The 21,773-nt window shown below is 38.3% G+C and carries 21 protein-coding genes; 12 read left to right on the top strand and 9 right to left on the bottom strand.

Annotation, left to right across the window (positions count from 1 at the left end; translation table 11 throughout):
- The first annotated feature begins 64 nt into the window (after window positions 1–64).
- Complete coding sequence (locus ACKTS5_RS04390) at window positions 65–1,408, top strand: leucine-rich repeat domain-containing protein (RefSeq protein ID WP_408042628.1); 1,344 nt, start codon at window positions 65–67, stop codon at window positions 1,406–1,408.
- Between the two features lie 91 nt (window positions 1,409–1,499).
- Here ACKTS5_RS04390 and clpX read toward each other — a convergent pair whose 3' ends face one another.
- The 4 genes from clpX to ACKTS5_RS04370 all read right to left on the bottom strand — a co-directional run bounded on the left by clpX (window position 1,500) and on the right by ACKTS5_RS04370 (window position 5,567).
- Window positions 1,500–2,738, bottom strand: coding sequence for an ATP-dependent Clp protease ATP-binding subunit ClpX (gene clpX, locus ACKTS5_RS04385; RefSeq protein ID WP_408042627.1), 1,239 nt, complete (start codon window positions 2,736–2,738; stop codon window positions 1,500–1,502).
- A gap of 79 nt (window positions 2,739–2,817) precedes the next feature.
- The gene (clpP, locus tag ACKTS5_RS04380) at window positions 2,818–3,477 is read right to left on the bottom strand and encodes an ATP-dependent Clp endopeptidase proteolytic subunit ClpP (protein ID WP_408042626.1); all 660 of its coding nucleotides are present in this window, start codon (window positions 3,475–3,477) and stop codon (window positions 2,818–2,820) included.
- Window positions 3,478–3,740: 263 nt separating this feature from the next.
- The gene (gene tig, locus ACKTS5_RS04375) at window positions 3,741–5,075 is read right to left on the bottom strand and encodes a trigger factor (RefSeq protein WP_408042625.1); all 1,335 of its coding nucleotides are present in this window, start codon (window positions 5,073–5,075) and stop codon (window positions 3,741–3,743) included.
- 141 nt (window positions 5,076–5,216) lie between these two features.
- Complete coding sequence (locus ACKTS5_RS04370; RefSeq protein WP_408042624.1) at window positions 5,217–5,567, bottom strand: phage holin family protein; 351 nt, start codon at window positions 5,565–5,567, stop codon at window positions 5,217–5,219.
- Between the two features lie 118 nt (window positions 5,568–5,685).
- Here ACKTS5_RS04370 and ACKTS5_RS04365 point away from each other — a divergent pair, with 118 nt between their 5' ends.
- From ACKTS5_RS04365 to ACKTS5_RS04355, 3 genes are all read left to right on the top strand, one after another.
- Window positions 5,686–6,249 (top strand): Crp/Fnr family transcriptional regulator, encoded by a 564-nt coding sequence (locus ACKTS5_RS04365; protein WP_408042623.1) that lies wholly within the window; start codon window positions 5,686–5,688, stop codon window positions 6,247–6,249.
- Window positions 6,250–6,305: 56 nt separating this feature from the next.
- Entirely contained in the window at window positions 6,306–6,884 is a 579-nt protein-coding gene (locus ACKTS5_RS04360; RefSeq protein WP_408042622.1) for an NAD(P)H-dependent oxidoreductase, read from the top strand.
- 102 nt (window positions 6,885–6,986) lie between these two features.
- A complete protein-coding gene (locus ACKTS5_RS04355; protein WP_408042621.1) occupies window positions 6,987–9,116 on the top strand; it encodes a M48 family metalloprotease in 2,130 nt (709 codons plus the stop codon).
- A 39-nt stretch (window positions 9,117–9,155) separates the two neighbouring features.
- On the opposite strand, the gene ACKTS5_RS04350 is transcribed toward ACKTS5_RS04355, so the two are convergent.
- From ACKTS5_RS04350 to ACKTS5_RS04340, 3 genes are all read right to left on the bottom strand, one after another.
- A complete protein-coding gene (locus tag ACKTS5_RS04350) occupies window positions 9,156–9,569 on the bottom strand; it encodes a hypothetical protein (RefSeq protein ID WP_408042620.1) in 414 nt (137 codons plus the stop codon).
- Between the two features lie 394 nt (window positions 9,570–9,963).
- Window positions 9,964–10,740 carry an alpha/beta fold hydrolase gene (locus tag ACKTS5_RS04345; protein WP_408042619.1) on the bottom strand — a complete coding sequence of 259 codons (777 nt, stop codon included), beginning with the start codon at window positions 10,738–10,740 and terminating at the stop codon, window positions 9,964–9,966.
- A 9-nt stretch (window positions 10,741–10,749) separates the two neighbouring features.
- Window positions 10,750–11,466, bottom strand: coding sequence for a pyridoxine 5'-phosphate synthase (locus ACKTS5_RS04340; RefSeq protein ID WP_408042618.1), 717 nt, complete (start codon window positions 11,464–11,466; stop codon window positions 10,750–10,752).
- A 95-nt stretch (window positions 11,467–11,561) separates the two neighbouring features.
- Here ACKTS5_RS04340 and ACKTS5_RS04335 point away from each other — a divergent pair, with 95 nt between their 5' ends.
- The 8 genes from ACKTS5_RS04335 to murI all read left to right on the top strand — a co-directional run bounded on the left by ACKTS5_RS04335 (window position 11,562) and on the right by murI (window position 19,549).
- A complete protein-coding gene (locus ACKTS5_RS04335; protein ID WP_408042617.1) occupies window positions 11,562–12,221 on the top strand; it encodes a CBS domain-containing protein in 660 nt (219 codons plus the stop codon).
- Between the two features lie 29 nt (window positions 12,222–12,250).
- Window positions 12,251–13,147 (top strand): NAD kinase, encoded by an 897-nt coding sequence (locus tag ACKTS5_RS04330; RefSeq protein WP_408042616.1) that lies wholly within the window; start codon window positions 12,251–12,253, stop codon window positions 13,145–13,147.
- Between the two features lie 107 nt (window positions 13,148–13,254).
- Window positions 13,255–13,935, top strand: coding sequence for a type IX secretion system protein PorG (gene porG, locus ACKTS5_RS04325; protein ID WP_408042615.1), 681 nt, complete (start codon window positions 13,255–13,257; stop codon window positions 13,933–13,935).
- Window positions 13,936–13,939: 4 nt separating this feature from the next.
- Complete coding sequence (locus ACKTS5_RS04320; RefSeq protein WP_408042614.1) at window positions 13,940–14,695, top strand: isoprenyl transferase; 756 nt, start codon at window positions 13,940–13,942, stop codon at window positions 14,693–14,695.
- Complete coding sequence (gene bamA / locus ACKTS5_RS04315) at window positions 14,688–17,258, top strand: outer membrane protein assembly factor BamA (protein ID WP_408042613.1); 2,571 nt, start codon at window positions 14,688–14,690, stop codon at window positions 17,256–17,258. The genes ACKTS5_RS04320 and bamA overlap by 8 nt, the downstream gene beginning before the upstream one ends.
- Window positions 17,259–17,322: 64 nt before the next feature.
- On the top strand, window positions 17,323–18,135 hold the full coding sequence (locus ACKTS5_RS04310) for an OmpH family outer membrane protein (RefSeq protein WP_408042612.1): 813 nt from the start codon (window positions 17,323–17,325) through the stop codon (window positions 18,133–18,135).
- A gap of 39 nt (window positions 18,136–18,174) precedes the next feature.
- The gene (locus ACKTS5_RS04305) at window positions 18,175–18,684 is read left to right on the top strand and encodes an OmpH family outer membrane protein (RefSeq protein ID WP_408042611.1); all 510 of its coding nucleotides are present in this window, start codon (window positions 18,175–18,177) and stop codon (window positions 18,682–18,684) included.
- A gap of 70 nt (window positions 18,685–18,754) precedes the next feature.
- Complete coding sequence (murI, locus tag ACKTS5_RS04300) at window positions 18,755–19,549, top strand: glutamate racemase (protein ID WP_408042610.1); 795 nt, start codon at window positions 18,755–18,757, stop codon at window positions 19,547–19,549.
- Between the two features lie 196 nt (window positions 19,550–19,745).
- Here the strand turns inward: murI and ACKTS5_RS04295 are convergent, their stop codons facing one another.
- Complete coding sequence (locus ACKTS5_RS04295) at window positions 19,746–20,720, bottom strand: PorP/SprF family type IX secretion system membrane protein (protein ID WP_408042609.1); 975 nt, start codon at window positions 20,718–20,720, stop codon at window positions 19,746–19,748.
- An 86-nt stretch (window positions 20,721–20,806) separates the two neighbouring features.
- On the bottom strand, window positions 20,807–21,646 hold the full coding sequence (locus ACKTS5_RS04290; protein ID WP_408042608.1) for an AraC family transcriptional regulator: 840 nt from the start codon (window positions 21,644–21,646) through the stop codon (window positions 20,807–20,809).
- Window positions 21,647–21,773: the final 127 nt, after the last annotated feature.

Genomic DNA, 21,773 nt, shown 5'->3' with positions numbered 1-21,773 from the left:
ATCTACAATAAATAAATTGTACAGATTCATTCAATTCTATAATTTTGCCGAAAATTCCCTTTTTATGAAATTAATTAGTACATGCCTTGCTGCATTTTTATTGACGCTTCAACTCACTGCTCAGGAAACTATTCCTATCCCTGATGTTGGATTTGAAGAAGCTTTAATCGCCCTAAAATACGACTCCAATGGATTGACGGGAAATATTTTAGTTAGCGATATTAAGTACATCGTCAATTTAAATATCAACAACGCAACTAAAAACGAAAAACTACCTAATGTAAACTCTCCTATCAAGAGTTTAGAAGGTATTGAACACTTTAGTAATCTCAAGCGCTTAGACTGTGCTGAAAATGCCATTACCAAATTGGACCTTTCAAAAAACGCACAGTTAAACTTTTTGAATTGTAGCGATAACAAAATCGAGTATTTAGATTTGAGCAACAATCCAGAACTTTACGCCATCAATTGTGATTACAACAAACTAGGTACTTTACTACTCGGTGAAAAACCTGCATTAAAAGATTTGTATTGTAACAACAACCAATTGCAGTCATTAGACATCAGTGGATGTGCTACTTTGACCAATTTGGATGCGAGTTCAAACAAAATGAAAACACTCTTCATCAAAAAAGAGTATTACGATGCATTGTCAGAAGGGTGGTACAAAGATCCTAAAACGGCTTATGCTGAAAAATCAGGTGAAGCTTATTTTGACGACCAGCTAGCCCCTAAAAAAGAGGCTGCTCCTGCACCGAGTCAAAAACAAACGACAGCAACAACACCTGCAGCTACTGCCAGCACTACCAACTCGGCTAGCGCTAACGATTCTGCTGCGAGTTATTTTGAAAAGTTTAAAAAATCGGTAGTTGCAGAATACGATCAGTTGGTACTCGCACCAAAGCACTTGACTAAAACACAGTTAGACATCCAAGCGAAATACCACTTAAATCAAAAAGATTTGAGTACTTGGATTAGCCAATACGGGAAGTTGTCTCTTCACAATGTGGAACGCTCAAAATCGACCTATACGATTGATAGCTCTACGCATTTCCTTAAAAAGTTCAGACAATCAGCGATTGAAGAATACGAAAGTTTGATTTTAGATGCTGCCTACTTGCGTAGCAAACGCGAAGAAATTCAGAAAAAATACAATATTTCGGCAAGTGAATTCAATACTTGGTTAGGAAAATACGGGAAGCTCTCGTTAAAACAAGCACCTAAACCAGCAGAGAACGCTGCGGATTATTACAATAAATTTAAAAAGGCGGTCGTTGCGGAATACGAAATGGCCGTATTGAGTCCGGCACATTTGTTAAGTACCAAAGAAGCCGTTCAAAAGAAGTACAAACTAAGCGCCAAGGAATTGGGAGATTGGATTACTCAATTGAGTACGATTAACCGATAAGCTGTTTGCTTAACATACGAGACAAAAAAACCGCGGAGTTGTTCAACTCCGCGGTTTTTTTATTCAATCGATAGCTTCTTCGTTGTCATTATTACGAAGCCGCACGTAATTTTGTCAAGGCATTTTTAGTGAGTTTATGCTCTGCATAAGCTTTATCAACAACAAATTCCTTCTCGTCTGCACTTGGCAGCTCGAACATGGCATCGGTTAAAATTGCCTCACATAGTGAACGCAACCCTCTTGCTCCTAACTTGTACTCTACTGCTTTTTCAACGATGAAATTCAAGGCTTCTTCAGTTACAGAAAAAGCGACATCGTCCATTTCAAAGAGTTTTGTATACTGTTTGATAATCGAATTTTTCGGTTCCGTTAAGATCGCCCTTAGGGTTTCAGCATCTAAGGGGTTCATATAACTCAATACTGGTAAACGTCCGATAATCTCAGGGATCAACCCGAAGTTTTTTAAATCAGAAGGAATGATGTATTGCAATAAATTTGATTCGTCAATTTTATCCTCGTCAATAGAAGCACTATATCCAACCGCCTGCATATTCAATCGTTTACTAATAATACGATCGATACCCGAAAATGCACCTCCTGCGATAAAAAGGATGTCTTTAGTATTGACTTCTATAAACTTTTGTTCTGGGTGCTTACGTCCACCTTTTGGTGCCACATTTACCACAGCTCCTTCTAATAATTTCAACAAGGCCTGTTGTACCCCTTCTCCTGAAACATCTCTAGTAATAGACGGATTATCTCCTTTACGAGCAATTTTATCAATCTCGTCGATAAAAACAATACCGCGTTCAGCTTTGTCTACATCGTAGTCCGCAGCTTGCAACAAACGGCTTAAGATACTCTCTACATCTTCACCTACATATCCTGCCTGCGTCAACACGGTAGCATCGACGATAGAAAACGGAACGTTTAACATTTTTGCGATGGTACGAGCTACTAGGGTCTTCCCTGTTCCTGTTTCTCCTACCAAAACGATGTTCGACTTCTCGATTTCCACCTCATTTTCATCATCACGCGTTTGTAACAAGCGCTTGTAATGATTGTATACCGCTACAGACATGGCTCTTTTTGTTTGATCCTGTCCTATGATATATTCATCCAAAAAAGCTTTGATCTCTTTAGGCTTTTTCAAAGTGAGATCGTTAGACAAACTACTGGTGCGAGCCTCTGCGATTTCCTCTTCGACAATCCCGTGGGCTTGTTCGATACACTTATCGCAAATATGCGCATCCAATCCAGCGATTAACAAATCCGTTTCTGGTTTTTTACGACCACAAAAAGAACACTGTAAATTTTCTTCTTTCGACATTATTCTTACGTTAATTTAGTATTTAATCAAAAAGCCTACTAACAAAAAAGTAGGCCTTTGTTCTGTAATTTCTCAGAAATTACTTTCTTGATAGAATTTCATCTACCATTCCGTATGCTTTAGCTTCCTCAGCTTTCATCCAATAATCTCTATCAGAATCTGCGTGTACTTTATCGAAGTCTTGCCCTGAATGGTGTGAAATGATATTGTATAATTCCGTTTTTAACTTTCCTATTTCCTTAACAGTAATTTCCATATCAGAAGCCTGTCCTTGTGCCCCACCTAATGGTTGGTGAATCATGATACGAGAGTGTGGTAATGCTGAACGCTTTCCTTTCTCTCCTGCACACATTAACACTGCTCCCATAGAGGCTGCCATTCCCGTACAAATAGTAGCTACATCTGGCTTGATAAACTGCATGGTATCGTAGATACCTAAACCTGCGTATACGCCACCTCCTGGTGAATTGATATAAATAGAAATATCCTTCGTCGCATCCACGCTTTCTAAGAACAATAACTGCGCTTGAATTACATTGGCTACTTGGTCGTTAATTCCAGTTCCAAGAAATATAATTCTATCCATCATCAAACGAGAAAAAACGTCCATCTGTGTAATGTTCAACTGGCGTTCTTCCATGATGTATGGGGTTAAACTACTGGTAATTTTTCCGTAGTAAGCACTGTTTATACCGTGGTGCTTAGTCGCGTATTTTTCGAATTCTTTTCCGTAATCCATTGTTTAAAGTTTTTCGGGTTATAAGATGTAAATATACTAACATTTTTTATTTTCTAGGAGCATAAGTTTATCGAACTGAGCCATTGAAATACTGCTTCTGTGCATCTCAAAACGACACGAGGCAAATTGTGAGGTTTCACGTGGTTGCTTTTGTCGATTACAACTTGAAACTCTCGGTATATCAAGGTGTATTTTCCCTAGAAAAACCATAAAAAAAGCCGCATCTAACGATGCGACTTAGGTATGTGCTTTACAGCGAGGTTTTATTGATTTGCATCAACGTTGTACACCTCTTTAATGAAATCTTCGTAAGAAACTTCTTTCGTATCGAAAGTCATGTTATCTTTAAAGAAAGATACTAACTTTTGAGAAACTAATTGCTCTTGTAAGCGACGTGCTTCTTCTTGGTTTGATAAAATTCTTCCAGCGATATCGTCTAATTCTTTCTCCTCTGGGTTCATGTTACCGAACTGAGCCATCTGTGCTTTGATGAATCCTTTTGCGTACTCTACCAATTCAGCATAATCAATTTTGATATCGTTATCTTTCATGATTTTACCTTCGATTAACTGGTAACGCAATCCTTTTTCAGACTTCTCGTACTCAGCAACCGCTTCTTCAGCAGTTAATTCTTTTTCACCAGCAGTTTGTAACCACTTTTGTAAAAATTCTTTTGGTAAGTCAAAGCTCGTATTTGCAACTAAACTCTCAGTAACAGCGTTCAATAACTGTTGGTCTGCTTGCTGTTGGAATTGCTTTTCAGCATCCTCTTTGATTTTCTCCTTTAACTCCGTTACATTCTTTACGCTTCCGTCAGCAAATAACTTATCGAATAACTCTTGATCTAACTCTGCTTTTTCAGTTTTGTTGATCTCTTCAACAGTCAATTGTACTTCTACGTCTAAATCGTGTGCCTCGTCGTGAGAAACTCCTAATACGTTTTGTAATTTATGTGCATCTTCGAAAAGCTCTTTAGATGCTAAAGTAACAACATCACCAACTTTTGCTCCGATAAACATTCCGCGGTTTGCATCTCCGTTTAATTCAGCGATTGCAAACGTCGCTTTCTTATCAATTCCTTTCTCTTCGTTCACGAAAGTACCTGTGATACTCGCTTGCTCTTCACCTGCCTCTAAAGAAATTAACTTTCCGTAACGCGTTTGAATGTTTTCTACTTCCTTCTCAATTAACTCTTCAGTAGCTACGATGTTGTACTGCTTTACAGTTTCTGCATTTAAATCAACGTTGAATTCAGGAGCTAATCCTAATTCGAACTCAAATGAGAATTGCTCAGCATCCCATGAAAACTCATCGTTTACTTTTGGTAACGGATTTCCTAAGATATCTAACTTCTCCTCTACTAAGAACTTGTTTAATGATTCTTGTAAAAGTTTGTTTACCTCATCAATCATTACTGCCTTACCGTACTGTTTTTTAACCATTCCCATTGGAACATGTCCTTTTCTAAATCCAGGAATAGTAGCTGTCTTACGGTAGTCATTTAATACTTTCGTTACTTTATCTTGATAATCCTCTGCAACAATATCAACTTTTACAATTGCATTTAAAGCATCTACGTTTTCTTTTGTTATGTTCATCTTAAAAATCTGTTTCTTTTAAAATCGGGGGCAAAATTACTACTTTTCTTATTGAGAACCAAGCCTTTTCACGAGAAGTAATTAATCGCCTAAATTATTAATTATTATATGGTCTTTTTAGGGGTATAAACAGCTTGGCTATCACTTAGTTTCCTCTTCTTTTATCAAAGAGAATAGTATGCTGCGGAAAATCCACAACATAAAACTGAACACAAAAGCGGTAAAAAAACCACTGACCGCAAATCCACTTACTAAACTTCCTGCGAGCATTACAATGAGGGCATTGATCACAAGTAAAAAGAACCCCAGTGTTACAATCGTCGCCGGTAAGGTAAAAAAGATTAATATAGGCCTGACAAAAGTATTGAGTAAAGCCAACGTTACCGCTACAAAAAAGGCTGTCAAATAATCCGTTACCACAACACCGGGCAGTAATTTAGCCAAGACTAAAACCGCAACAGAAGTCAGTATTAATTTTAATAAAAGTTTCATACGCTATGGTTTTTATATCACTTTCTGTGATGTTTATAGTAACTTACCCTCCACAATTGTACCAAACCATAGAAACTGCACTTTTGTCAGTTTCTCTTGCTAATTTTAATCTAAACACATGAAAACTTTTCTTCAATCTTTTCATATACTCACCGCTGAGGACATCGAGAATTTCATGAAACACACGCGACGAAAAACCTTGCAAAAAGGTGCGTTTTTCGTTCGTGAAAATGAACATTGCAATGAAGTGGCCTTTATTGAATCGGGCTTGTTCCGCTCGTTTTACCACAACAGCAATGGCGAGGAAGTTACCTATTGTTTTTTATCAGAACAATCCTTGCTCACCGCCTACTCAGCCTATATTACAGGACAACGCACCACTGAAAACATTCAGGCTTTGGCACCTTCGGAACTCGTATACATTTCAAAATCCGCACTGGAAGAGCTCCAAGAAAACAACGTCCGTTGGCTCACGGTATTCAAAACACTGGCTGAGCAAGAATACCTGAATTTAGAACGGCGAATTTTTACCTTACAGCGAGAAAGTGCAGAACAGCGCTACCTGCATTTATTGCAGCACCACCCAAAATACCTACTGGAAATTCCTCTCCAATACCTGGCCTCCTACTTGGGTATTAGCCAACGACATCTCAGCAGAATTCGGCAGCAGATCAAAAATTAGACAAATGTCCGGTGACTTCCTTTTTAAGCCTCGTTACTTTGCTAAAAACAACAGTCATGAAAAAAATTCTCATCATCAACGGACATCCGAATACGGAAAGCTTCAATCACAGTTTAGCTGCAGCCTACCTACAAGGCGCTCAAGATAGCAATGCTGAAGTAGCTGTGATCAATATTGCCGCTTTAGATTTTAACCCCAACCTCCGTTACGGCTATCGCAAGCGCACCTCTTTAGAACCAGACTTAGAACGGGCTATTACCATGTTAAAAGCTGCAGAGCACTTGGTTTGGGTTTTTCCAACTTGGTGGGCTAGCTACCCCGCCATTATGAAAGGGTTTATCGACCGTACTTTTCTACCGGGTATCACCTTTGAAACACAGCAAAAATCGCCCTTTCCCAAGCCTTTGTTAAAGGGAAAGTCAGCAAGAGTCATCATTACCTCAGACACCCCAAAATGGTATGATTTTTTGTATATGAAACGTCCTGTTCGCCATCAGTTTAACAAAGGAGTACTGGCTTTCTGTGGTGTTTCACCCATCAAAACCACGTATATCTCGGTAATTAAAAACTCCAATGAAAAACAACGTGCCTCTTGGTTAAATCAGGTGTATGCATTGGGAAAAAAACAGCTTTAACTATAGGTTGTTTAGCCTTGAGGGGGAGAACGCCCCTCATTTTTCTTTTTCCTAGGCAACTCGTTTAATTATTTGTAATTTTACTCTATAAAAGAAAGAAAAATGATTGCTAAAAACAACTATCCAAAAAGCCCTACAATTCCTGAGGGCCTTACCAAACTACCCAACACTTACAAATTCAAAGCCTTTTTTGCCATTGTTGCCATTGTTTTGTTTTTTGCCCTGTACACCTCTTTGGTAGTCGCCTTGTTTTACCTGACAAAACTGGCCATTACCTATCCTATGGGTTCCATAAACAAAATTACCATACTCCTAAAAATTGGAGCAATTGCTGGAGCCGGAATGCTATTCGTATTTACGCTAAAGTTCGTATTTAAACTTCGGAACCCTACGAGAACGAATCGATTAAAACTGGATTCCAATACACATCCAGAACTCTGGTCCTTTGTCCATCAAATTTGCACAGAGACCGGAGCCCCAAAACCTAAAAACATCTATGTTGACCCCGATGTAAATGCCTATGTTTCGTATAGCAATATGTGGTTAAGCCTACTATTACCTATCAAAAAAGAGCTGACTATCGGTATCGGATTGATCGACAGCTTAAACCTTTCTGAATTCAAAGCAGTTATATCGCACGAGTTTGGACATTTCGCACAAAAATCTATGAAAATTGGTAGTTATATTCATTCTGCTAACACCATTATTCACGGTATGATTTACGATCGAGATAGCTGGGATTCAGCCTTGGAGAGCTGGAGAGCCTCAGACATCCGCTTATCACTTGCCGCATGGCTCATTACACCGGTAATTTGGGTTATTCGACAAACTCTGGCACTGTTTTACCAGCTCTTAAACATAATGTATTCTTCACTTTCGAGAGAAATGGAGTTTAATGCCGATAAAGTAGCCATCAGTACTTCTGGAAGTGACGCCATTATTTCGGCCTTGTGGAAACTTGACAGTGGCTTCGATTACTGGAATCAAACACTTAATCACGCATACCTGGCACTGTCCAAAGAGGTCTATTCAGAAAACTTGTATGTTCACAACCAAAAATTACACGAAGAACACCTTCCACATCAACAAAAAAAACTCGACGAACTGCAAGCACATCCGTTAGGAGGCATAGCCTATTTTACCACGACGAGTACTTCAAAGGTAGGTATGTATGCTAGTCACCCACCTAATGATCATCGTCAGGAAAGTGCCAAATTGCCTTATATCGCATGTGAGCAGGACTTAAGATCTCCTTGGATCTTGTTTTCAAACCCCGTACAACTTCAGCAAACTGTTACGGCACTTGTTTACAAAGAATACCTGCAAAAATCCCCTACTGAATTTTCTAGTCCTGAAGATTTCGAACATTTTATCGCACAAGAAAAACTAGGAGATGATTTACTGCAAGAATACCATCACACCTTTGCAGAACGTCATTTACATTTGGAACCCATCGAAACACTCCTCAGTACATCTGATGCGATCACTGCTGTTTCAGCAACCACTATTACAGACTTAAAAGAGGAATTAAAAAAGCGAATGCAACCTTTTCAAGAAATTGGAATACTCATAGAACAAGCTGTAGCGATTGCTCAAGGTACGGCAACGAGTTCTTCATTTCATTTCCAGCAAAAGGAATACACTAAAAAAACAGTAGAAGAAGGCTACCTAAAACTACTGGAAGAAAGAGAACGCATCCTTCAGGAAGACTTTAAACAGTGGGACATCGATTTTTGCGTTATCCATCTCCACTTAGCTACTCGATTTGATTCTCGAGCTGACTTGTTACACCTGTATGAACAACACGCCTACTTTACAGAGCTCTACAGCACCGTTAACCGTTCAAAAATGGCAATCATGAGCGCTTTTCAAGAACTTCAAGAGCAAGGTCAATTCGAAGAAGGTGATCAAGTAAAGTTTAGCAATCTGGTGCGGGAAGTAGTGAGCTTACTCAACAAGTGCATTCAAAAAATTGACACACTCAACTTTAGCCCCCTTCCAAACATTGAAACAAAACAGGAACTGAAGACACTTGTACAGCCTTCGGGTGAATTGGTCGTAGGAAGTGGTAATGTTTTTGAAAACCAACGCTTAGAAAATTGCATACAGCACATAGAAAAGGCAATCCATTCCTGTCATCGTATAGAGCAGAAAAGTATCGTACGTATTTTGAGCCATCACAAAAAACTGCACGAACAATTGCGAGCTTCCTGCGTGGATCAGGTAGTATAATATTGAGAAAAGAGAAATACCTTAGGCTATTTCTCTTTTTTATTCTTCAGCCTCCGCTGATTTTTTTGTCAAGTACACCATTTGAGACTCCAACACTTCATGAATTTCTGAATCTGTAGCCAACAAATCCATCAACTGTGTTTTAATTTCACTTTTCAATCGCAGTGTCTGGAATTTTGAATTGGTCTCATTGATCGGATTTTTCAATCCGCTAAACAAATGCATTTCTCCTTTTCCGGTAAGCAACCAGGTCGGGTTAATTTCAGGAAATGCAATGAGAATTTTGTTCAAAACATTGCTCTTAAATGAAGACTTTCTTCGAATAGCCGTTCCAATTGAATTGTTAGAAACTTGAACTTTCTCCTCAAAAGACTTCACATTTAAATGGTTACTTACAATAATTTTCTCAACTCTTTTGTAAGTTTCATCAATATAATCACCGAGTTTATTCATCAACTATATAACTTTATTCTAATTTTAACATTTTTTTGTTTGCAGTATTAGAGTTTTGCGTTATATTTGAAGCGCATTATTCACAAAACTCCTACAAATATAATTAATCAACTTGCTTTCTCAAGTAACTGACTCAATTTTTTGAGTATCAACGAGAAACAAGCTTGTTCCTATTCGGATAACAGCGATTCACTTTTTTCTACGAAATCCTGTTTTTGTCCAAAACTTTTACGAACTATACTTGGATCTTAGTTACTAAGACCGATATTTTTTGCTGAGCAAGGGATAGTTTTTTAAAATTTAAGTAATAAAAGTCTCATTCAAATTCTAAAAACATCAATATCCCGAGGACGAAAGCGGGGTGGATAGATTCATGCTACCGCCTCGCTTTTATTTATTTAGATTCTGTTAAGAACTCCGAAACAATCTCGTAAAATTCCTGAGGATTTTCTGCGTGTAACCAATGTCCAGCCTTACTCACCGTTTTGACGATAGCAGCCGGGAAATGCGCTTGAATCAGCGGATAATCTTCTCGTTGAATATAGCTAGAACGCTCTCCTGCAACGAAGAGGGTTGCCCCTTCATACACCTCAAAAGCGGGTAAAGCACGTCCTACCTCACGGTTATTTTCTGTAAGTCCCTTTACATTGAATCGAAAATCCAACACGCCTTTTTCTCGCCAATATACGCTGCGCATTAAAAATTGACGTACCCCAACTTCAGGAATCAAGACACTCAATCGTTCATCGACCAACTTTCTACTACTATCCACGCTAAAATCAACAGCATTTAAAGCGGCTAAAATTTCGTTGTGATGTGGCGGGTACTCTTTTGGACCAATGTCTACGACAACGAGCTTTTCCACGAGTTCTGGATATTGTGTAGCAAAGAGCATAGCGGTTTTCCCACCCATTGAATGTCCTAGAACACAACATTTACTCAATCCTTTTGCTGTAATATAATGCAATAGATCTTCTACCAACACCTCGTAATCAAAGACGTCGCTATGAAAACTTCGACCGTGATTTCGCTGGTCAATCATGTGCACTTCAAATCCAATTTTAGACAGCGCTAAAGCATGAGTTTTCCAGTTGTCTCCCATACCGAAATACCCGTGTAATATGAGCAATGGCGTCCCCGCTCCTACTACCTTACTGTGTAACATTTCCATAAACTCGATTTATCCTTTGAGTCGGTCCAAGTACATGTTCACCACGTTCTCTATACCGAGATAAATGCTTTCTGAAATTAAGGCATGTCCTATAGACACCTCGGCTAAATTTGGAATCTCACTTTTGAAAAATGCGATATTGTCCAAATTCAAATCATGCCCCGCGTTAATTCCTAATCCTAGCTCATGTGCGCGAATAGCTGCCTCTCGATAAGCTTTTACGCCCGCCGTGTTTCCGGCTTCAAAATCTTTCGCAAACTGCTCAGTATACAATTCTATTCTATCAGCCCCAGTAGTCGCTGCCGCTTCGATCAAAGCGAGATCCGTATCGATAAAAATCGATGTTCTAATACCGGCATCTTTAAAGGTTTTAATCACTTCTTTGAGGTAATCTTGGTGTGTTACCGTATCCCAACCAGCATTTGAGGTAAGTACTTCTTCCGAGTCAGGAACCAAAGTAACCTGGGTAGGTTTTATGTCCAGTACTAAATCGACAAATTGCGGAATTGGATTTCCTTCGATATTGTACTCCGTAGTCACTACGGATTTTAGATCATAGGCATCTTGATAACGGATATGACGCTGATCGGGTCTCGGATGAATCGTAATCCCTTGAGCACCAAAATCCTGAACATCTGCAGCAACCTTTAATAAATTAGGAACATTACCTCCTCGAGAGTTCCTTAGCGTTGCTATTTTATTTATATTTACACTTAGCTTTGTCATTGTAAAATACATTTGCTCTTTTTTTTGTAAAAAAAGCCGTTATTTTAAAGGGACAAAAGTAAACCATTAAATCATTTTAACCTATATTCGTACTAATGAATATTAACGATTTTATATTAAACGAAATAAAGGAACTCAGTTTGAATAATACCATTGCAGAAGCGCAAAGGGTATTTGAAAACCTCCCTATTACCCACATGCCTGTTGTCAACAATGGAAAACTCGTGGGATGTTTACCGGAAAGTGATATTCAAACAATTGACGACAAAGATGGCTTACTAAAAGAATACGATTACTTATTAGACCATTTTTACACCAACGAAAAGTCTACACTGCTAGATTTAGTGACACTTTTTGCCGACAATGACACCAATCTAATTCCCGTGCTAGACAAGCACTCAAATTACGCAGGTTATTACGAATTGGGAGATATACTCGACGCTTTTGCCGACAGTCCTTTTCTCCACATCGAAAGCGACACGCTGATTATTCAAAAAAACAAAAATGAATACAGCATGAGCGAAATTTCGCAAATCATTGAAAGTAATAAATCAAAGCTCCTCGGCATGTACATCTCTGGGCAAGAGCAAGACACGCTTCAAATTACCCTAAAGATTGTAACTGACGAACTCAATGAAATTATCCAAACGTTTAGAAGGTACAACTACACCCTCATCACTCAGCACGAAGACGACACCTATCTCGAAGAATTAAAAGATAGAGCGCGTTATTTGCGCAAGTATTTAGACATGTAATTTACCCTTCATCAACTCATTCTATTAACGTGAAAAAAATAGCCATTTACGGTCAGGCCTATACGGTTACTGCTGCTACTGAAATAAAAATTCTACTCTCCGTTTTACACAAACATCAGATTGTCGTTTTTTTTGAAAAGAAATTTTACGACTTGCTTCAAGATCACGGAACCCTAGGTAAAAAATACCCAACTTATTCGCATTTTGATGAATTATCTGATTCTTTTGATGTGATGTTCACCCTGGGGGGTGACGGTACCATTTTAAGAGCGGTTACCTATATCAGGAATTTGAACATACCGATTATGGGAATCAACACAGGGCGCTTGGGCTTTTTAGCTACCGTGCAAAAAAACCAAATAGAGCCTGCTATTGAACTCTTGTTAAAAAAGGAATACACCATCCAAGAACGCAGCTTGCTACAAATAGACACCACACCGGAAACAACGGCTTTTTCAGAAGTAAATTTTGCTCTAAATGAGGTGACCATCGCGCGTCGTAACACCACCTCGATGATTGGTATCAAAACCTATTTGGATGGGGAGTACCTCACTAACTACTGGGCCGATGGCTTAATAATTTCTACTCCTACGGGGTCAACAGGATACTCGTTGAGTTGTGGCGGACCAGTAATTTTACCCAACTCCAAGAGTTTCGTAGTTACGCCGATAGCTCCACATAACTTAAATGCGCGTCCTATGGTTATTCCGGACACCACAAATATCGAACTCGAAGTCAGCGCTCGTGAAAAGGATTTTCTGATCACTTTGGACTCTCGAATTGCAACCGTGGAACAAGAAACGAAGATTCACATTCAAAAAGCACCTTTTACAATAAAAACCATACTTCCCAAGAATCAATCGTACCTCAAAACCTTACGAAGTAAACTTTTATGGGGAGAAGATACCAGAAATGATGCATTATAACGGGGCTTCCTTACAATAAAAATCAAATTTAAAAGTTAATCAAAAAAGACAGATTATTAACTTTTTAAAGCAAATTCAATTCGCTATATTTGCACGCTATTTTTAAAATGAAAAGACACATTTTATTCATATTATTCGCACTTTTAACCGCAAACTTAAGTGCCCAAAGCCACGAAATAGGGCTCTCTTTTGGAGGTGCTAATTTCATTGGCGATATCGGTAGGACCAATTATGTATATCCAACCGACTTTGCTGGTGGTCTTATTTACAAATACAACTTAAACCCTAGAATAGCCCTGAGAGGAAGCTACAACTACATTCCAGTATCAGGAGATGACAGTCAATCTGAAAACGCCTATCGCAAGGCAGCTGGCAGAAGTTTTAAAAATACAATTCACGAATTTGCAGCGGGAGTAGAAGTTAATTTTTACGACTACAATATCGCTGATAATAGAACCTCTTATACTCCGTACATCTTTGCTAAACTCGCAGCATTTAGCTACAAGAGTCCTGTAGAGTATTTAGGAAATAACAACGTTCGCTTAAAAAATAGCTTTTCATACGCATTACCGGTTGGTGTGGGTATCAAAGGACAACTTATAGGAGATATAGCTATTTCATTTGAAATTGGAGCGCGCTACAGTTTTACAGATGAATTAGACTACAGTACTCCAACAATCAGTGATTTAGATTTCGCTGGTAATGGAAATGATTGGTACGTATTTTCGGGTATATCATTGGTATACACCTTTGGACGTCCCCAATGTTACAGCGGTTTAACACAATAAACATATGGAAGAAAAACTACGACGCATTAATTTACACAAGAAACCGAATCATATCGCAGTTATTATGGACGGGAATGGACGCTGGGCGAAGGGTAAAGGAATGCAACGTGTTTTTGGGCATCGAAATGCCTTAACTGCAATTAGAGAAACGGCTGATACTGCCTCAGAGCTAGATATCGAATACGTAACACTCTACGCCTTTTCAACTGAAAACTGGAATCGTCCGAAACTAGAAGTAGACGCTTTAATGAGTCTGCTCGTTTCTACGCTAAAAAAAGAACTCCCTGAATTTATGAGAAAAAACGTTCGCGTTAATGCCATAGGTGACCTCAACAGTTTACCTGCTAACGCGCAACGAGTACTTGCTCATGTCATTGATCAGACTAAGGATAATAGCAAAATAACCCTCACCTTTGCACTGAGTTACGGTGCCCGTGAGGAAATTGTTAATGCTATTAAAAACATATCTAAAAAAGTTGTTAATAATGAAATAGATATCGAAAAAATTAACGAGAAAATTATAAATACTCATTTATATACGTTTAATTTGCCTGACGTTGATTTAATGATACGTACAAGTGGGGAACAACGAATAAGTAATTTTCTATTATGGCAAATGGCTTATGCAGAACTCTATTTTACAGAGGTGCTATGGCCAGACTTTAGAAGAGAAGATCTTTTAGATGCTATTTTAGATTATCAAAACAGGGAAAGACGATTTGGAAAAACAAGTGAACAGATTGAAGAGACCAATGAATAGATATTCATTTTTTATTGCAGTAGTACTTACTGCATTTTTTACAGTAACAGTACAAGGACAAGAAACAGCTCAAGACAGTACCAAAACTGCAAGTGGCAAAATTTCGTATGAAAAAGGGAAGCAATATACCTTAGGAGGAATCACCGTTACAGGGCTCCAAAAATTTAGCGAACAAACCGTGCGTGTATACACCGGATTGGCAAAAGGGCAACCTATCAAACTTCCGGGAGATAAATTGACCAGTGCTATCAAAAAGTTATACGAGAGTAAACAATTTAGCGAGGTTGATGTATACTTAGCGAAACGCGACGGTAATACCGTTTACCTTCAATTTGATGTAACCGAACTCCCTCAGTTGTCAGATATTACAATTACTGGTGTAAGTAAATCAAAGCGTAAGGATATCCGTAAAGAGACGGAACTTAAAAAAGGGATGATGGTTACGGACAACCTTATCGTTACTACCCGAAACTACATTAAGAAAAAATTTACGGACAAGGGATACTTGAAGACAAAAGTATCTGTAGATACTCAAAAAGATACCGCGGATATCAATACCGTTAGCATGCGTATTTTTATCGACCGCGGAAACCGAATCAAAATCAAACAAATCAACTTCGAAGGTAACGAAGCCATGTCTGATGGGAAGCTCAGAGGAGCCATGAAAAATACCAAGCGTAAGTTCTTTGGTAGATTCTGGAAATCTTCAAAATACATTATTGATGACTACAAGGAAGACTTGGAGAGCATACTCGAAATGTACAGCGAAAAAGGATATCGCGATGCCCGTATCCTCTCTGACAAAGTTACTTGGAATGACGACAATACCATTAACCTTGAAATCAAACTAGAAGAAGGACGTCAGTACCGATTTGCCGATATCTTATTTGTAGGAAACAAGAGTTATACCGACGAGCAATTACGTGCTATTTTGAGAATTGACAAGGGAGATGTTTATAACGGAAAAGTATTAAAGGAGCGTATCTCTGGTGATGGAACACCTTCTTCACAAGACATTCAAACGCTTTACCACAATAGCGGTTATTTATTTTCACAAGTAAATGCCGTTGAAACCAAGGTAAAAAACGATTCGATTACGGTTGAGGTTCGTATCCGAGAAGACGAGCAAGCGACCATCAAAAAGGTTAGTGTCGTAGGAAACTTAAAGACCAATGACCACGTTATTTATAGAGAATTACGCGTAAAACCAGGTGACTTATTTAGTCGTGCCAATATTATCCGTTCGATTCGTGAAATTGGACAGTTAGGATTTTTTGACGCCAATGTAACGCCTGACGTGAAACCAAACTATCAAGATAAAACTGCTGATATCGAATTTTCAGTAGTAGAAAAAGGAGGTAGTCAAATCGAACTCCAAGGAGGATATGGTGGAGGATCATTCATCGGAACTCTCGGACTTTCATTTAACAACTTCTCGTTTAGAAACATCTTCAATAAAGACGCTTATAAACCTTTACCTATGGGTGACGGACAAAGCTTATCATTGCGTTTACAAGCGAGTAGAACCTTTAACACGTACAGCTTTTCATTTACAGAGCCTTGGTTAGGAGGAAAAACACCACAGTCTTTATCATTTTCTGTGTACTTCTCTAATCAATACCGTTTTGATTTCAGAACAAACAACGTAAACAAAAATGAAAGCTTAAGCATCATCGGTGCACAAGTAGGACTCGGAAAGCGTTTGAGCTGGCCAGATGATTATTTCCAATTATCACAATCGATAAGTTACCAACGTATTGAACTGCAAAATTACGGGTACCGCGTTGGATCATCAAATGCTATTTTAAGCCAAGGAGACTTAAACAACCTCGCCTATTCGGTTGCTTTGACGAGAAACTCGGCAGGTCCAAGTTTGATTTTCCCAACCTACGGTTCGGAATTTACACTACGTGCTAAAGCGACGTTCCCATACTCATTGGTGAATGGAAAAGACTACACACGTCCTGCTGATCTATTACAAGGATCACCAGAAGAGCAAGCTTATTTTGCCGATAAATACAAATGGTTAGAATACTATAAAATTTCAGCAAAAGGAAAGTGGTATACAGAATTAGCTAAAAAATTAGTCCTTATGTCTAACTTCGAAATTGGATATTTAGGAACCTATAACAACGAATTAGGATTGACTCCAGTAGAAAGATACTTCGTAGGAGGAGATGGAATTGCACAAGGGCAATTAGACGGTAGAGAAACTATTGGATTGAGAGGATACGAAAACAATAGAATTTCATCTATTGACGGAGGATCTATCTACAACAAATTCCAATTAGAATTGCGTTATTCAATCACAGATAAGCCATCAGCATCGATATATACTTTAGGATTTTTAGAAGCAGGTAATTCTTATGACAATTTTAGCGATTTTAATCCGTTTAGATTAAAGCGTTCAGCTGGATTAGGAATTCGTATCTTCATGCCTGCCTTTGGATTGTTAGGTATTGACTTTGCGCACGGGTTTGATCCATTACCGGGTCTTGAAAATGCGGTGAATCCTCAGAAATCTGGATGGCAAACACATTTTATTATTGGAAGACAGTTCTAAAACCTTACATTTGTAATGTGACTGGTTTTTTGGCACGGTTTTTTCTAAACACATTATAACAAAGATGAAAAAAAACATTCTATTAGTCGTTCTTTTACTTATTGTATCTGTTGCTTCAGCGCAAAAGAGTCAGCGTACTGCTTACATTGATATGGAGTATATACTCCAAAACATTCCAGATTATATCGATGCGCAAAATGCACTCAATGCCAAGGTGGAAAAATGGAAAACTCGATTGGATAAAGAAGCACGAGCAATAGAAGTGATGAAAACCGATTTGGCCAATGAAAAAGCCATTTTGACAAAAGACCTAATTGATGAGCGCGAAGAAGACATCAAAGTAAAGCAAGAAGCCTTGCGCAGGTTAGAGTCGTTGTACTTCGGTCCGAGAGGTGATTTGTTCAACTTGAGAAAACAGTTGATTCAGCCGATTCAAGACCAGGTATACAATTCGGTTCAGAATATAGCTAAGCGTAAAAAATACGATTTCGTATTTGATAAATCTTCCGATTTAATTATGCTGTATTCTAATAAAAAACACGATATTAGCGACCTTGTTGTAAAGATGATTAATATTGATCAGCGCCAACAAGACAAGAAAGATAAGATTGCAGCGAAAAAAGCGCTGCTAAAAGACGGTGGAAAATCTGACAAACAGTTGGAAATAGAGCGCAAAAAAGAAGAAAAGCGCCAAGAAAAACTAACGGCTCGTCAAAAGAAAGCTAAACAAATTGAAGAAAAGCGCAAAGCCCGTTTAGCAGCTCGAGCAGCCAAGAGAAAATTATTATTAGAGAAGCGCGCAGCCCTCAAAAAGGCTCAAGAAGAAAAGAAAAAACAAGAAGCTCAACAAAAAGAAGAAGAAGAAAAGAGCAAATAAATCAAGAATAAAGACAATAATTAAATCAAAACAACAGAAATGAAACATTTAAAGACGTTATTATTAGTTGCAATTTTTACAGTTGGATTGGGTGGTGTTGCGAACGCACAAAAAACTGCACATATTAACACTGATAAATTATTAGCAGAGATGCCTGCAACTAAGGCAATGAAGGCGGAGCTTGAAAAATTGAATAAAACTTACCGTGACGATATTGAAGCTATGTACAAGAAGTTAGAAGCTAAAATTAAAAAGTACGAAGCTGAAGGTAAGCAACAAACACAAGAAGTTAACCAAAAAAGAGCTATCGAAGTACAACAAGATAGATTAAAAATTTCTCAAGCTGAGCAAACTGCAGCTAAAGAAATGCAAAAGAAATACCAAGAGAAGACAATTCCAATTTTAAAGAAAGCTGAAGACGCGATCAAAGCTGTAGCTTCTGAAAAAGGAATTATCTACGTATTAGATGCGGCTCCTGGAAAAGGATTAATCGTATTTGACAAAGGTGAAGATATCTACAATGCTGTAAAAACTAAATTAGGATTCTAAGAATAGTTTCTAGATATAAATTATAAAAAACCCACTATTAATTTAGCGGGTTTTTTACTTTTGTAAGGTTATGGAACATCGACAAAACGCTATCGGTATTTTTGACTCTGGAATTGGAGGTACTTCAATTTGGAGAGAAATTCAACAACAACTCCCTAACGAGCACACACTGTATTTATCAGACAGTAAAAATGCTCCTTACGGACAACGTTCTGTTGACGAAATTCTGGCACTCTCTATCAAAAACACTGAATTTTTGCTGGACCAAAATTGCAAATTGATAGTGGTTGCTTGTAATACCGCTACCACCAATGCTATCGGCTATCTCCGGGCGCATTACGACGTTCCTTTCATCGGCATAGAACCCGCCATCAAACCAGCTTCTATCGCAACAAAATCGAAGGTCGTAGGAATTTTGGCCACTCAGGGAACACTCAACAGTGCGCTCTTTGAAAAAACCAGTGCACAACTAGATGCAGATCTCCTCATCGTGGAACAGGTGGGTGAAGGACTCGTAAACCTCATTGAAAACGGAGCCATATCGAGTCCCGAAATGACCGCATTACTAGAGCGCTACCTGAGCCCCATGCTCAATGCAAATGCCGATTGTATCGTTTTAGGCTGTACGCATTATCCCTACCTCTACCCTCAAATAGCAGCCATAACAGGACCCGACGTACAAATTATCGATTCAGGACATGCCGTGGCACTCCAAACGAAAAAAGTGCTCACAGCTAACCAACTACTAACCGATGCTTCAGGCTTAGCCCAACATCACTTCTATACCAATAAAAATCTCGAGGTATTACGAACTATCTTAAACGATGTAACCGTTCCTATAAACATCGAGCTGCGCGATTTCTAAACACCCCTAGCCTCTGTACGGATCGACGTAAAAGTGCTTAAATACTGTAGTATTCATAAAAAAAGTACCAGACATTCCCTGAAGGAACATTTAGTACTTTAAGTATCTTATTATTTGGCAACCAGTGCCTTTATAGTCGTTATTTCTGTAGGTATCCATTGCGTTTGCAAACGCAATAATACGCTTGTGTTCTCCCTTAAAAACTACCGTTAATATTAGGACAAGCAGAAGCTCTAGGTTTTCGACACAAGATATCGATTCCTAGCGATAACTGATGGAAATTTCCGTTTGCAAACGTGAGATCTCCAGTTTGTTTGGTATAAGTATACGCAATCATAAACTGCTTGTAATTCACACCTACTATCGGTGTAATATATTCTGAATCTCCAAAAATTCGTCCGTCAAAACTCCTTCTAAAAGAGAGCGCAGCCCATAACTGGGTATTGCGAAATTTTTTGTACACCTTTAAATTGATATCCGCTATTTTCTCGCCAGTTTGTTCTTTAAACTGAAACATGAAAGAAGGCTCGTATTGCAGTTGCTCTTCGTCTCCAAAAAAGTACCCTGCACCGAGTATATAATTTCGCAAATTAAGAGACTCAAAATTATCGTTTAAGCTGTTCTTTGCCGACAGCAATAAATTTTTAACCGTAAAATAAGAAGAGAACCCTTGGTAGTGATACGCCATTCCAAAATCGGCATTAAAATACATACTACTTTCCACAACCTGACTTACCGCAGGATCGTTAAAAAAGGTACGTTGGTCTACCTGATTTTGAACCACACTCATCGACAATCCGAAAGATAGCTGATTAAAAAAGCTTTCATTCCCCATATCTAAATGATAGGCATAGGTACCTTGTACAGCCTTTTGCGAGTGATATCCGTTCTTATCATTGTACAACACAAATCCATACCCTGCTTTGGAATAATCACTTACTTTTGCGTGAAAACTCAAGGTTTGTAATTGCGGGGCATTCGGAATTCCTACCCACTGTTGACGTGCCGTTAATCGCACCTTTCCACACTCGCCAATACCTGCCGCAGCTGGGTGGATTAAAAAAACATTATCCGATAAATAATCGAAATAAATAGGTAGCGTTTCTTGAGCTTTGGCAGTATAGCCCATCAAAACGAATAGTAATAGTAAGGGTGTTACATTAAGTTTCATAAATTATGCAATAGGACTCCAAATATAAACAACCCGAACTAAATAAATGTTAATTTTTGTAAAAAGGACGTCTTTTTTCCTTATTTTTAGTAGTTTGAGCGGTATTCTGATGGTGTTACATTTTTCAATTCTTTAAACTTTCTATTAAAATTTGAGATATTTTTGAATCCAGATTTTTCAGATATTTCCGTAATTAAAAATTCCTTATTCTGTAATAATTTACACGCACGTTCCACGCGAATCTCATTCAAAAAGGTAAAATAAGTCTTATTCGTTCGCTGCTTAAAATAGCGACAAAAGGCATTGGGAGTCATGTTAGCAACTTCTGCCACCTCCTCGAGGTCTATTTTTTGCTCGTAGTTATTTAACGTATAATCCATTACCTTCCCCATGCGTTTCCCTTCATTATCCGTATACTTCTTATTGTACAGAAAAGTAGAGAGGCGCTGAATATCCGAACGTAATAATTCCTTTATTATTTTCATAAAATAAATAAAACGCTCAAAATCATCACTATCGCGCAAGCTATCAAAGTAACCAACGAGTAGGTCTTTATTAGAAATCACCTTAAAACTGGTTTTGGCTACATCAAAAAACGGTCGAATTTCCTTCACGTCTTCCAATTCAAAAAAATGATCACCAAAAGACTCCTTTGTAAAAAACAACGAAATCATAAATGACTCTTTCACCACGGATACATCACTCTTAAATACGTGTGGTTGGTTTCCTCCGATAACTAAAATATCGCGCTCCCGATATTCATTCACCATATCTCCCACCAAAATAGCACCTTCCCCCCGCACCACATAACAAATTTGAATTTCATCGTGCTGATGTAACTTGTCGTAAAAATAAGGACCTTTATCCTCTTGATAAATGAGACCTATGTTCTTTGATTTCGGAATTTTAAAGGGTAATACTTTCATAATGGGTTTTTCTCAAATTTATTAAATATACACCTATTAACCATAAATTAACACAAAAGATGCTAATATAGTATTAGTTATGGATAAAAAGCCTGGTAAATACATCTATAAATGCCTCTAACTTTGT

The sequence above is a fragment of the Tenacibaculum litopenaei genome, assembly GCF_964514025.1.
GTDB lineage: Bacteria > Bacteroidota > Bacteroidia > Flavobacteriales > Flavobacteriaceae > Polaribacter > Polaribacter litopenaei.
Note: the sequence above shows the minus strand (reverse complement) of the source record. Positions and strands in the feature narration are given on the sequence as shown.